The organism is Paludisphaera sp., assembly GCF_037189885.1.
Classification (GTDB): domain Bacteria; phylum Planctomycetota; class Planctomycetia; order Isosphaerales; family Isosphaeraceae; genus Paludisphaera.
Map to the genome: position 1 here is coordinate 1 of NZ_JBBCIR010000113.1, position 12,475 is coordinate 12,475.

Annotated in this window: 9 protein-coding genes and 1 tRNA gene; 6 read left to right on the forward strand and 4 right to left on the reverse strand. The window is 70.6% G+C overall.

Annotated elements, in window-relative coordinates:
* Positions 1 to 177: 177 nt before the first annotated feature.
* The 3 genes from WG209_RS24535 to WG209_RS24545 all read right to left on the reverse strand — a co-directional run bounded on the left by WG209_RS24535 (position 178) and on the right by WG209_RS24545 (position 2,950).
* A complete protein-coding gene (locus WG209_RS24535) occupies positions 178 to 486 on the reverse strand; it encodes a hypothetical protein (RefSeq protein WP_337177748.1) in 309 nt (102 codons plus the stop codon).
* 40 nt (positions 487 to 526) lie between these two features.
* Positions 527 to 1,696 (reverse strand): SpoIIE family protein phosphatase, encoded by a 1,170-nt coding sequence (locus WG209_RS24540; RefSeq protein ID WP_337177749.1) that lies wholly within the window; start codon positions 1,694 to 1,696, stop codon positions 527 to 529.
* A gap of 180 nt (positions 1,697 to 1,876) precedes the next feature.
* On the reverse strand, positions 1,877 to 2,950 hold the full coding sequence (locus WG209_RS24545) for a ferrochelatase (RefSeq protein WP_337177750.1): 1,074 nt from the start codon (positions 2,948 to 2,950) through the stop codon (positions 1,877 to 1,879).
* A gap of 335 nt (positions 2,951 to 3,285) precedes the next feature.
* Between WG209_RS24545 and WG209_RS24550 the strand changes: the two genes are divergently transcribed.
* A complete protein-coding gene (locus tag WG209_RS24550) occupies positions 3,286 to 3,900 on the forward strand; it encodes a hypothetical protein (protein WP_337177751.1) in 615 nt (204 codons plus the stop codon).
* 97 nt (positions 3,901 to 3,997) lie between these two features.
* Complete coding sequence (locus WG209_RS24555; protein WP_337177752.1) at positions 3,998 to 4,504, forward strand: hypothetical protein; 507 nt, start codon at positions 3,998 to 4,000, stop codon at positions 4,502 to 4,504.
* A gap of 241 nt (positions 4,505 to 4,745) precedes the next feature.
* On the opposite strand, the gene WG209_RS24560 is transcribed toward WG209_RS24555, so the two are convergent.
* Positions 4,746 to 4,819 (reverse strand) — tRNA-Asp (locus WG209_RS24560).
* A 350-nt stretch (positions 4,820 to 5,169) separates the two neighbouring features.
* On the opposite strand from WG209_RS24560, the gene WG209_RS24565 reads away from it, so the two are divergent.
* The 4 genes from WG209_RS24565 to folK all read left to right on the forward strand — a co-directional run bounded on the left by WG209_RS24565 (position 5,170) and on the right by folK (position 12,469).
* On the forward strand, positions 5,170 to 6,126 hold the full coding sequence (locus WG209_RS24565) for a sugar phosphate nucleotidyltransferase (protein ID WP_337177753.1): 957 nt from the start codon (positions 5,170 to 5,172) through the stop codon (positions 6,124 to 6,126).
* Between the two features lie 62 nt (positions 6,127 to 6,188).
* Positions 6,189 to 9,557: a UTP--glucose-1-phosphate uridylyltransferase gene (locus WG209_RS24570; RefSeq protein WP_337177754.1), complete on the forward strand. Its 3,369-nt coding sequence runs from the start codon at positions 6,189 to 6,191 to the stop codon at positions 9,555 to 9,557.
* 701 nt (positions 9,558 to 10,258) lie between these two features.
* Positions 10,259 to 11,428 carry an LL-diaminopimelate aminotransferase gene (locus WG209_RS24575; protein ID WP_337177755.1) on the forward strand — a complete coding sequence of 390 codons (1,170 nt, stop codon included), beginning with the start codon at positions 10,259 to 10,261 and terminating at the stop codon, positions 11,426 to 11,428.
* A 30-nt stretch (positions 11,429 to 11,458) separates the two neighbouring features.
* Positions 11,459 to 12,469, forward strand: a complete 1,011-nt coding sequence (folK, locus tag WG209_RS24580) for a 2-amino-4-hydroxy-6-hydroxymethyldihydropteridine diphosphokinase (RefSeq protein WP_337177756.1) — start codon at positions 11,459 to 11,461, stop codon at positions 12,467 to 12,469.
* Positions 12,470 to 12,475 lie beyond the last annotated feature (6 nt).

The following is a 12,475-nucleotide window of genomic DNA, read 5'->3' on the forward strand; positions in this document are numbered from 1 at the left end:
GGGGCCGTGCAGGCGGGACGCCCGCACCACAATTATGAGAATGCCTTCGCCGGGACGCGGCGGCGGTCGCCCCCCCGTCCGGCCTTCGGCCCCCTTCTCCCACGAGGGGAGAAGGGGGGATCGCCATGCCGCTCCGCGCGACTCCCATGGCGAGCCGCGCCGAAACGACGCGGTCCATCAGCCGAGTTCCCTCGTGAAGAATCGGACCGGCTCCGCGTCCAGGATCCGCTTGACGAGGAAGGGCTTGTCGCCGTGTTTGAGGTATCCGGCCTCCAGGGCCTCGTCGCGCGTCGCGAGGATGCCGTGGATGACTTCACCTTGGATGAGGACGAATTTCCCCTCGGACGCGAGCAATTCCGGGAGCTTGTCCCGGTAGACGCGTAGTTCCAGGGCCGGGGGCGTCGGGGCGGGGTCGGGGCCGCCGCCCTCGGACCGGGACGCCCCGGATTCGCCGCCGGTCGGTGGAGCGACGCTTCGACTTGCCATCAGGAACTCCCTGGCGGCCCCGGCGGCCGCCGGCCGGGCGTTACTTCTTCCCCGTGTGCTGGATGACGATGATGTTGATGTCGTCGGCCGGGCGGTTGGGGGAGGTGTGGGCGAGGACGGCGGAGTCGACCTGGTCGAGGATCTGGGTCGCGTCGTTGCCGTGATGGGTCTGGAGCAGGGTCGTCAGGCGCTGTTCGCCGAAGATGACGTCGGAGGGGTCCATGGCGTCGGGGAGGCCGTCGGTGTAGAGGATCAGCGACTCGCCGGGCTCCAGGCGGTCGGAGTCCCCGGCGGTGCCGTCGACCATGCCGATGCCCAGCATGCCGGGGTTCGACTGGAGCAACCGCGGGCCGTTGGGGCCGATGATGATCCCCGGCGGGTGGCCGACCCCCGCGTAGCGCAGGAGCCCCGTGTCCTCGTCGGCGATGAGGTAGAACCCGGTGCAGAAGTAGCCCTCGGGGAAGTACTGCTCGCCAGAGACGTCCAGGCCGGCGAGGAGTTCGCCCGGCTCCAGCACGGCGATCGACAGGCCGGCCGCGAGGGCCTTGACCATCCCGGAGAGCATCGCCGAGTTCACGCCGTGGCCTGAGACGTCGGCCACCAGGATGCCCAGCCGGTTGTTCTCCAGGCGGTAGAAGTCGTACACGTCGCCGCCGAGCTGGTTCGCCGGCGTGTAGCGGACGGCGATCTGGAGCAGCCCGCGCGGCTTGGGCGGCCGCGGCATCATCGCGAACTGGACCTTGCGAGCGAGGTCCAGCTCGAACGTCAGCTTCTTGTGGGCCGCCTCCAGCAGGCGGTTGCGCTCGGCCAGCTCCTTGCGGAGGTCGGCGATGCGCAGGTGGGCCCGGATGCGGGCGAACATCTCGGTGATGTCGTCGGGGCTCTTGGGCTTCTGGATGTAGTCGTCGGCGCCCGATTCCAGGCCCGTGACCTTGTTGTGGGTCTCGCCCAGGGTCGTGAGCATCAGGACGGGGATGGTCCGCAGGTCGGCGTCGGCCTTCACGCCCGTGCAGAAGCCCGGCCCGTCCAGCTCGGGCATCTCGTAGTCGGTCAGGATCAGGTCGGGCCGGGGTTCTTGCTTGGCGTTCGCCAGCCCCTCGACGCCGTCGTTCGCGGTGACGACGTCGTACCCCTCCTCCTTCAGCAGCGTGCCGAGCATGCGCCGCATCGTGGAACTGTCTTCGACCAGCAGGATCCGGCGCGACGACATCGACTTGCTCTCCCAGGCCGGCCCGCTCGGGCCCCTCGCCGCGCGACGCGGGGGTCGACGCGGGCCGTCGAAAACCAACATCGGACGCATCCGGGGGACGGGTCCCGCCCCCGGGATGGACCTCTCATCATAGGTGAACGGCCCGGCGCGACGCTAGAGGACCGCGTCCCGCGGTCGAGGTCACGCCGGCCGCGACGCCGGCCGCGCGGGCGCGGGGCAGCAGCCGACGGGGCAGACGTCGTGCGACGCCCCGAGCCGGCCGATCGCCCGCCGCTCGTCCCCCGTCGCCCCCCGGAGGCGCTCGACGATCAGCTCGCGGATCATCCGCACGAACCCCGCGTGGGAGCCGACCGTCCGCGACCTCGCCATCGTCAGGCCGATCCGCTCGCAGAGGATCCGCGCCTCCTCGTCGAGGTCGTACAGGATCTCCATGTGGTCCGACAGGAACCCGATCGGGTGGACGACCACCCCCTCCTCCCCCGAATCGCGGAGGGCCTGGAGATGGTCGAGGATGTCGGGCTCGAGCCAGGGGTCGGTCGGCCGGCCGCTGCGGCTCTGGTAGACGAGCGACCATCGCGCGTCGTCGACGCCCAGCTCGGCCGCCACCAGCCTGCAGGTCTCGCGAAGCTGCTGCTCGTAGGAGGAGGTCGCGGCCATCGACGACGGGATGCTGTGCGCCGTGAAGGCGATCGGCGCCGCGTCTCGGAGATCGGCCGGGAGCGTCCCCAGGGCCTCGCGGATCCGGTCGGCGTTGGCCGCGACGAACTCGGGATGGTTGTAGAAGACCCGGATCTTGTCGACGACCGGCGCCCCCTCGCCGACCTCCTCGCGTGCCCGGATGATGTCCTCGCGGTACTGCCGGCAGCTCGAATACGAGCTGTACGCCGCCAGCACGAACGCCAGCGCCCGCCGGACGCCGGCCGAGGCCATCTCGCGGAGCGTGTCCGGGAGCATCGGGCGCCAGTTCCGGTTCCCCCAGTAGATCGGGAGGTCGACCCCGTGGCGTCGAAGCTCCGGCGCGAGGTCGGCGATCAGCTCGCGGACCTGGTCGTTGATCGGGCTCGCGCCGCCGAAATGGTGGTAGTGCTCCGCCACCTCCTCGAGCCGTTCGCGGGGGATGTTGCGCCCCCGCGTGACGTTCTCCAGGAAGGGCATCACGTCCTCGGGCTTCTCCGGCCCGCCGAAGCCCACGATCAGGATCGCGTCGTATTCCGCCGGGGCCGGGCCGCTTCCGTGGCTGGGAGTTTCCGTCATGCTGGGTGCGCCGCCTGGTGCGAGAGGGACGTTTCAACCCAGGCATCTTCGGCCCACGCCGCGCGAATCTCAAGCCCCCCCGCCATCCGCCGGCATGATCGGGCCGCCCGCGAGGATGACGCGCCGAAGGGGGCGTCGACGGCCGATCCGAGCCCTGGACGATTCGTCGCGAATGAAAATCTTTCAATTAAGCTGTTGAAAATGGTCGATTTGCCGCGTATTAAGAACAAGGTCAAAAGTTTGGGTGATTTATTAAATCGTCCCCCCACTTCAAACGCATGGCCCCCCGCGTCGATCCACGGCTATCCCAGTTCAAGAGTCCCGAGGAGGCTCCGATGACGACCCTGGCCGCCGATCCCAAGCAGGGCGGTTTCACGACCCGCCTCAACCCGCCCCAGCCCCTGTACCCGGACGTGGCGTCGGTCGACGGCTTCGGCGTGAACCTGAGCCCGGACGGCCTGGCGCTGACCATCATGTTCAACGGGAAGCTCGTTGCCGAGATGTCGCCGGAATCGGCCCGCGACGCGGCGGTCACGCTGACGACCCTGCAGATCCCGGTCACGCTCCCGGAACCGCTGAACGAAACCTTCCTGGGCTTCACGGCCAGCTTGCGGGGGAAAATCCAGAAAGACGTCGGCGCGCGTGTCTCGATCTTGCTCGAACTGGGCGGCGTCAGCCGCTCCATCGAGTTGCCGTACGGGCAGGATCGCTTCGGGGACTTCGACGAAGCCCTCTTCAGCTACCAGGCGGTCTCGACGATCCCCACCTTCGGCAACGGCGAGGAAGGGACCGTCCCGGGCCAGCAACTGCCCCCCGCTCGGCACTACACCGCGGTCCTCGTGATCACGGCCCAGCGACGATCGGCGACCGACACCGCGTTGGTGGAGGTGGACTCCATGGACGTGGAGATCATCGCTCCGCGGTCGCAAGGGACGACCCCGGACGCCTGACTCCCCCGTATGCTCCCGCGCGCCCCGCCGGCCGCCCGCGCGGCTCGGCGGGGCGACCAGCATCATGACGCCCGCTTTTACCCCGAGGAGTACCCCGATGGATTCCACGCGAGCCAGACTGGAGGTCATGACCGGCGAGCAGTTCGCGCGGGACCTCAGAGCGCGACCGACCTCGGGGACCTGCGCGGTAACCGGGGCGGCCAAGCTGTCGGATGTCGACGGCGATGGGGAGATCCTCTTCACCCAGGATACGGGGGGCAACTCCTGGGAGAGGATCCCGGTGAAGATGATCGAGTCCGTCGAGCAGATGGGCCAGATCGTCGTCCGGGGCGAGCAGTGCCGCCACGTCCGGCTGACCCTCAAGGCCCCCCCCGCCTCCGAGGAGGTGGGCGTCCTGACTCGGCTGCTGAGCCAGAGAAACGGGGCGACGGCCCAGGCGGGCGGGGAGTCGCAACGCGCCGGCGACGGGGTCCTGCCGCTGCGCGTCATCCTCTTCAACGGCGGCACGCTGCCGCTCAGCCTCATCCTCCATGAAAATGGCGGCACGCTGCCGCTGTGGGCGGGCGACGGCATGATCATCATGGGATGGCGCGTCGGGAACTGACCATCGGCGCCCGGCGTCATCCGGTGGGAGCCCGCCCATCAGAGCGATCGCTCGGCTTCCATCCCGGATGGGACCGGCGATCGCGGCACCCGGGCGCATGCAAGACGGCCTGTCAGGATCGCCAGTCCCAGGGAACTGGCGGTTCGACAGGCCGTTGCCGATGGAAGAAGCACTGAAGGCAAGCGAAGGGGCTTGGTCTCTTCAGGAATTCGCCTCGCCATGAGGGAGAGGACTTCGGAAGCGAGGATGACGGGGCTCGAACCCGCAACCTCCGGCGTGACAGGCCGGTGCTCTAACCAATTGAGCTACATCCCCAAGTGACGATCGGGCCTGGTGAAAGCCGGCGTTCGTCGCGGTGGTAGAGACAAGATAGTGGGTCCCGCCGGGGAAGTCAACCCTCCAGGGAGTCGGAATCCCGGAATGGGGCCGGGCGGGCCGTGGTTTGGATCTTAAGGCGTGATGCCGCCGTGGTTTGTCGCGAACGATGGCGTTCGGCCTCGCCCGGGGAAAGGGCTTCGAGGCCTCGCGCCGGCGGGGGCCTCGGCCTGCGACCCCCTTGTCGAGCGTGGGGTCGGCGGGGACGATGGTCGGCCTGAGAGATGGATCGGGGGCGGACCCGTCGGACGCGGGCCGACGGCGGGCCTTTCGGCGGAAGGGATCGAGACGTGGTCATATCGAAGGCGGTCATCACCGCGGCGGGCCGGGGCGCCCGGCAATATCCGGCTTGCGACGCGGTCCAGAAGGCGATGCTCCCGGTGGTCGACCGGGACGGCCTCACCAAGCCCGTCCTCCAGATCATCGCCGAGGAGGCGCTGGAGAGCGGCATCGAGCGCGTCTGCGTCGTCGCCGCGCCGGGGGACGAGGCGGTCTACCGCGCCCACTTCCGCAACTACGCGGAGATGCTCCGCGCCGGGTTCGACGGGGCCGACTGGGCGCGCGAGCAGGCCCGGCGGCTGGCCGACGTGCAAGAGCGCCTCACCTTCGCCGTGCAGGACGAGCCGCTCGGCTACGGCCACGCCGTCTGGCGCGCCCGCGAGTTCGTCGACGACGAGCCGTTCCTGCTGTTGTTGAGCGACCACCTGTATCTGTCGTCCGAGCCCCGTCGCTGCGCCCGGCAGTTGATCGACCTGGCGGTCGCGGAGCGTTGCGCCGTCTCGGCGGTGCAGGCGACGCGCGAGCACCTGATCCACCAGTACGGCACGCTCGCGGGGCGTCGGCTGGCCGACCGCCCCGACGTCTACGCGATCGAGGAGATCGTCGAGAAGCCGAACCCGACGCTCGCCGAGCTTCGGCTGCACGTCCCCGGCCTGCGCGCCGGGCACTACCTCTGCTTCTTCGGCATGCACGTCCTGACCCCCGGCGTCTTCGACCTGCTGGACGAGGCCGTGCGGGACGGCCGTCGCGAGCCGGGCCCGATCCAGCTCACGACCGCCCTGGACGCCCTGGCCCGCCGCGAGAAGTACCTGGCGCTGGAGACCCGCGGCCAGCGGTTCAACCTCGGCGCGAAGTTCGGCGCGATCGAGGCCCAGGTCGCGCTGGCGATGGCGGGCGTCGACCGCGAGCGGATCCTCGCCGTCCTCCTCGACGCCGCCGCCCGCATCGAGCAATCCCCCGCGCGCTGAGACTTCCAATTCGCGCCATCCCGCATCGCATCGAGCACCGACCCCCGGACCACGCGACCGCCATGACGCCACTCGGCCAAGACCTGATCGCCACCATCACGTCCCCGGACCCCGCGTCGCGCGACCGTTCGGCGCGGGCGCTCGTCGCCGGCGCGAGCCTGGCCGAGAGGCTGGCCGCGTGCGAGGACCTGGAGCGGTTCCGCCGCGGCGCGGACAACCTCTATGAGCGCGTCCGCGCCTCGCTGTTCCTCCACGCGATCTACCGCCACGACATCCAGGAGCACCCCGACGTCCGCCGCGCCGGGCTGATCCCGTTCGACGGCTACATGGACCTGATGGGCCGCCGCTTCGAGCAGGCGCTGACGTCGTTCCGCGCCGCGCTGAAGGCGAACGGCCCCGACGGCGCGATCGCCTCGGCGCTGGCGCAGGCTTACGAGCAGGTGGCGTTCCAGACGCTGGCCGACCAGGTGCGGCGGTCGGTCCGGGGGGGCTCGGGAAATCGCTGGATGTTCCGCGTCGGCGGCGTCGACGAGCACCCGCTGCGGCTCGACCCCCGACTGCTGCGCCGGGGGTCGGCCGACGACCCGTTCCCGATCCTGACCGAGCGCACGCCCGTCCGGCTGGACCTCTCGCACAGCGGCTGGTCGGACATCTTCTTCCTCGGGATGGACTTCCCCGAGGGCGCGCGGGTCATGAACATCTCGGTCGACCTGGGCGTCCACCGCCGCGACGCCGAGCCGACGCCGCCGATCGAGTGCCGCCTCCGCGTCATCGCCGAGCCGATCCTGCGGCTGACCAGCATCGACCTGGACGCGACCAAGGACGTCGACTCGCTGGAGGAGCTGTTCAACTTCGGCAACGACTACCTCGGGCTGGTGAAGGCCGGGGTAATCGCCTCCGGGCTGGTGCCGCCGTCGCTGGAGGGGACGCGCGCCAGGCTCGCCGACGTCCTCGCGCACGTCGTCCGTCCGGGCCACGGCCTGGAGATCGTCAGCAAGGTCAACGACATCCCCAAGGGCTCGCGCCTGGCGGTCTCGACGAACCTGCTGGCGTCGCTGGTCGCGCTGCTGATGCGGGCGACGGGGCAGTCGCGGAACCTGACCGGCCCGCTGGAGATGGACGAGGCCCGCGTGGTGGTCGCCCGCGCGATCCTCGGCGAGTGGCTAGGCGGCTCCGGGGGCGGCTGGCAGGACTCCGGCGGCATCTTCCCCGGCGTGAAGCTCATCACCGGCGTCCCCGCCGCGGAAGGGGATCCCGAATGGGGCGTCAGCCGCGGCCGCCTCCTCCCCGACCACAAGCTCGTCGACGTCGCCCCGAAGGAAGGCGCCGCGTCGGGGGCCTCGTTCTCCGAGGCCCTGGCGCGCGGGATGGTGCTGGTCCACGGCGGCATGGCCCAGAACGTCGGGCCGATCCTGAACATGGTGACGGCCAAGTACCTCCTCCGCGACGAGGCCGAGTGGCGGCATCGCGGCGAGGCGCTCCGCATCTTCGAGAACGTCGTCGAGTCGGTCGAGCGGGCCGACGTGAAGGCCCTCGGCTCCTGGACCACGGCCAACTGGGAAGGGCCGCTGAAGGGGATCATCCCCTGGATCTCCAGCGCCTTCACCGAGGGGATCATCCGCGAGGCCCGCGCCGCGATGGGCGACGACTTCTGGGGCTTCCTGATGCTGGGCGGGATGGCCGGCGGCGGCATGGCGTTCCTGGTCGCCCCCCACCGCCGCGAGGAGTTCCAGGGCCAGATCGCCGAGATCATGGCGCGGGTCAAGGGGTCGCTCGACGACGCCCTCCCCTTCGCCATGAGCCCGGTCGTCTACGACTTCCGCATCAACCCCCGCGGCACCTGGGCGACTCTGGAGGCCGACGCCCCGCTGATGCCCTCGCGCTACTACACGCTCCAGATCCCCCGCATGGTCGCCGGCGGCGACACGGGCTCGCTCGCCCCCGGCCGCATGGCCGACGTGGACGCGTTCGCCAACCGCTGCGAGGACCCGGCGGAGCTGATCCGCGTCTTCCGCACGATGGTCAACAAGCTGTTCCCCGTCGCCCGAGGCGCGGCCGATTCCTCGGCCGCCCGCTGGGACGAGGAGGCCGAGGCGATCCGCCGCGAGAACGGCTTCGACCCCGTCCAGCACGAGGCGCTTCGCGAGGACCTGATCCGGGGCCGCATCGGCCTGGCGCGCAACCGCCTGCCCGTCGACATCGAGATCCGCGACGTCGACGACGCCGACCTGATCGACGCCTCCAGGGCCGTCCCCGACTCGGCGCGCGACCTGGGCGAGCGGCTGATCCGGGGCGGCGAGGTCGCCGTGGTGACTCTCGCGGCGGGCGTCGGCAGCCGATGGACCACCGGCGCGGGGGTCGTGAAGGCGGTCAACCCGTTCGCCCCGTTCGAGGGCAGGCACCGCTCGTTCCTGGAGGTCCACCTCGCCAAGACGAAGGCCGCGGGGGACGCGCTGGGGGCGTCGATCCCCCACGTCGTGACCACGAGCTACCTCACCCACCGGGCCATCGAGCGCCACCTGGCGGCCACGTCGAACTACGGCCATGACACCCCGGTTTACCTGTCGCCCGGCAGGTCGATCGGCCAGCGTCTGATCCCCATGGCCCGCGACCTGACGTTCCTGTGGGAGGAATCGACCCACGAGACGCTGGACGAGAACAAGCAGAAGGTCCGCGAGGCCGGTCGCCGCGCGATCCTCGACTGGGCGCGGTCGCGGGGCGAGGGGAGCGACTACACCGACAACGTCCCACTCCAGCGCTTCAACCCGCCGGGGCACTTCTACGAGGTCCCCAACCTGCTGCTCAACGGCACGCTCGCCCGGCTGCTCCGGGAGAACCCGAACCTCAACTGGCTGATGGTCCACAACATCGACACCCTGGGGGCGACCGTCGACCCCGGCGTGCTGGGCCTGGCCGCCGGGACGGGCTCGACGCTGGGCTTCGAGGTCATCCCGCGCCGGATCGACGACCGCGGCGGCGGCCTGGCGCGCGTCGGCGGCCGGCTCCGGCTGCTGGAAGGCCTGGCGCAGCCGCGCGAGGACTCCGAGTTCGCCCTCCGCTACTACAACTCCATGACCACCTGGGTCCGCGTCGACGGCCTCTTGCGCGCCCTCCGCCTGACTCGCGCGGACCTGGCGCGATCGCCCGAGAAGGTCGCCGCCGCCGTCCGCGGCCTTGCCGCGCGGGTCCCCACCTACGTCACCATCAAGGACGTGAAGCGGCGCTGGGGGCACGGCCAGGAAGACGTCCTGCCGGTCGCGCAGTTCGAAAAGCTCTGGAGCGACCTGACCTCGCTCCCCGACCTCCCCTGCTCCTTCCTGTCCGTCGACCGCCGCCGCGGCCAGCAGCTCAAGGACGCCGCCCAGCTCGACGGCTGGGTGACCGACGGCACCCGGGACTACGTCGCCGCCCTATGCAAGTTCCCCGGCTGAGCCGCCGCGTCGCGCGATCTCGGGAAATTTTCGGGATTCTTCCTCGCAAGACCCGGTTTGTATGCACTGTCCATGGTGGAAGATCGCGCCGTGGCTCCTTGGCAATTCGACGCAACGTGACGAGCCGGTCATGGGGCCCCCTCGGAATCGCCCGCGCCAACGGATGAAGGGACGCGCGACCGGGTGGCGTGGTCATAACGTCCTTCCCCCCTGGTGGGGGAAGGTGGCCCGAAGGGCCGGATGAGGGGGGGACAAGCGAGACGGCCGACGGGATCCCAAGCCGGTCGGATTAGCCCTTGGTGACCCCAACGGCCTCGCGCCAGTCGTCCCCCTCTCCTGACCGCTCCGCGGTCTGTCCTCCCCCGCGAGGGAGGAAGACGTTCAGAAAGCCCTTCGCCTTGAAGGAGCCCCGAAGCGCCGGAGGATGGGCCGACGCCCTGGGCCGGCGGCCCCGAGAAACACAACGCGAATCGACGAACGAAGCCAACCGGGGATGCTAGCTAAGACGAATTCAGCAAGGAGTTTACGGCTATCCTGGTCGGTCCCGTGGTCGACGAACGAAGCCAACCGGAGCCAGGTCGGGCGGGAGGCCGGGGCGGCGGGGCGGTCGGCCCGGGGTTGGGCCGGTTGTCGGATCGGGGGGCCGGGGGTACACTGGTGGACCGCAGGCAATCCGGGTGTTCGAAGCGAGGCTCGATGTGATGGCTGACCCGTTCGTGAAGTCGCAGCGGCTCCAGAACCTGCCGCCGTACCTGTTCGCCGAGATCGACAAGAAGAAGAGGGCCGCCATCGCCGCCGGGCGAGACATCATCAACCTGGGCGTCGGCGACCCCGACCGGCCCACGCCACGGCCGATCATCGAGAGCCTCCAGAAGAACGTCGAGAACCCGGCCTTCCACCAGTACGCCCTGGACCAGGGCTCGCCGGAACTCCGCCGGTCGATCGCCGACTTCTGCAAGTCTCGGTACGGCCTGGACCTGGATCCCGAGACCGAGATCCTGCCGCTGATCGGCTCGAAGGAGGGCCTGGCCCACTTCCCGCTGGCCGTGCTCAACCCCGGCGAGATCAGCCTGGTCCCCGACCCCTGCTACCCGGTCTATCGCTCGGCCAGCCAGTTCGCCGGGGCCGACGTCTACACGATGCCGCTGGAGCCCAGCCTCGGCTTCCGCCCCGACCTGGACGCCATCCCGGCCGACGTCTACACGCTGGCCCGGCTGATGTTCCTCAACTTCCCGAACAACCCCACCGGGGGGACGGCCGACCTGCCGTACTTCGAGAAGGTCGTCGGCCTGGCGCGGACGCACGGCTTCACCATCGCCCAGGACGCCGCCTACAACGAGATGTACTTCGACAAGCCCGCCCCCAGCATCCTCCAGGTGCCGGGCGCGAAGGACGTGGCCGTCGAGTTCCACAGCCTGTCGAAGACCTTCAACATGACCGGCTGGCGCGTCGGCTTCGCCATCGGCGGCGAGCCCATGATCTCGGCCCTCAAGCAGGTGAAGGCCAACTGCGACTCCGGCATCTTCACCGCCGTCCAGTTCGCCGCCAAGACGGCGCTCGACGGCTACGACGAGCTGACCCCGCCGATCCGCGCCCTGTACAAGGAGCGGCGCGACGCCTTCCTCGCGGCGATGCGCAAGCTCGGCTGGGAGGTCCCGACCCCCGAGGCGACCTTCTACGTCTGGATCCCCTGCCCCAAGGGGTACTCCTCCACCGACCTGTGCGCCCGGCTGCTGGACGAGGCGAGCGTGGTGACCACCCCCGGCCTCGGCTTCGGCCGCACCGCCGACGGCTACATCCGCGTCGCGCTGACCGTCGAGACGCCCCGGCTGCTGGAGGCCGTCGACCGGATCGGCAAGCTGTCGCTGTAATCGATCCGCGAGGCATCGAATCGAGGCGTTATGAGCGAGGGCTCGCTGGCGATCATCGGGATGGGGAGCAATCAGGGGGACCGCGAGGCGACCCTGGACGAGGCCGTGGCCATCATCAAGGCCGAGCCCCATTTCCACCTCTGGACGGTCAGCAAGTATTACGAGACCGTCCCCGTCGGCGGGCCCGCCGGCCAGGCCCCATTCCTCAACGCGGCGCTCCTGGCCGAGCCCACGCTCGACCCCCTGACCCTGCTGGAGCGGCTGCACGCGATCGAGGCCAGGCTCGGCCGCGTGCGCGACGAGCGTTGGGGGGCGCGGACGCTCGACCTGGACCTGCTGCTCTACGGCCAGGAGATCCGGCGCACGCCCCAGATCACGCTGCCGCACCCCCGGCTCCCCTTCCGGCGGTTCGCGCTGGTGCCGACGGTCGAGATCGCCCCCTGGATGCTCGACCCGCTGACGAACAAGACGGTCAACGAGCTGCTGGAGAACCTCGACCGGCGGCCGAGCCTCGTGGCGGTCTCGGCCGCGGACCCCGACGACCCGGCCGAGTCCGCGCTCGCCGCCGAGATCCACGCCGGCCTGGTCCGGGCGCTGGGCGCCGAGCCGCTGCGGTGGGGGGACCGCCCGACGGCCTCGTCGTCGGCCCATCCCGCCGACCCTCGCGACCGGGCGTTCGCGGCGATCCAGGCCGAGGCGCACCGGGCGTCGGCCCGGTCGTGGGAGGCCCGCCAGCTCGGCGACCGGTGGGTCGCGGCCGACTTCTCGCTCGACCTCGCCATGCGACGGGCCCTGGCGACCCCCGCCGCCGACGCGGAACCGCACGGATGGAAGGCCGTCTGGCGGCGTCACGCCTACGAGCGCGCCGCCCGCGCGGCCGTCGATCAGGCGCTCGGGGCCACCCTCGTGGTCCTCGTCGGCCGCGACGCCGCCGCGATCCGCGACGACGGCTTCCCCGTCCCCGTCCTCGTCCCCGAGGCGGCCGACCCGGCGCGGATCGTCGAGGAAATCGTCGTCGCCTGCCACGCGACCCGCGCCTGATGCGTA

Excerpts from the sequence above, each read along its gene's own strand:
- folK (WP_337177756.1), top strand. The coding sequence starts at position 11,459 with ATGAGCGAGGGCTCGCTGGCGATCATCGGGATGGGGAGCAATCAGGGG.
- WG209_RS24540 (WP_337177749.1), bottom strand. The coding sequence starts at position 1,696 with ATGTCGTCGCGCCGGATCCTGCTGGTCGAAGACAGTTCCACGATGCGG.
- WG209_RS24575 (WP_337177755.1), top strand. The coding sequence starts at position 10,259 with ATGGCTGACCCGTTCGTGAAGTCGCAGCGGCTCCAGAACCTGCCGCCG.
- WG209_RS24545 (WP_337177750.1), bottom strand. The coding sequence starts at position 2,950 with ATGACGGAAACTCCCAGCCACGGAAGCGGCCCGGCCCCGGCGGAATAC.
- WG209_RS24555 (WP_337177752.1), top strand. The coding sequence starts at position 3,998 with ATGGATTCCACGCGAGCCAGACTGGAGGTCATGACCGGCGAGCAGTTC.
- WG209_RS24570 (WP_337177754.1), top strand. The coding sequence starts at position 6,189 with ATGACGCCACTCGGCCAAGACCTGATCGCCACCATCACGTCCCCGGAC.
- WG209_RS24550 (WP_337177751.1), top strand. The coding sequence starts at position 3,286 with ATGACGACCCTGGCCGCCGATCCCAAGCAGGGCGGTTTCACGACCCGC.
- WG209_RS24535 (WP_337177748.1), bottom strand. The coding sequence starts at position 486 with ATGGCAAGTCGAAGCGTCGCTCCACCGACCGGCGGCGAATCCGGGGCG.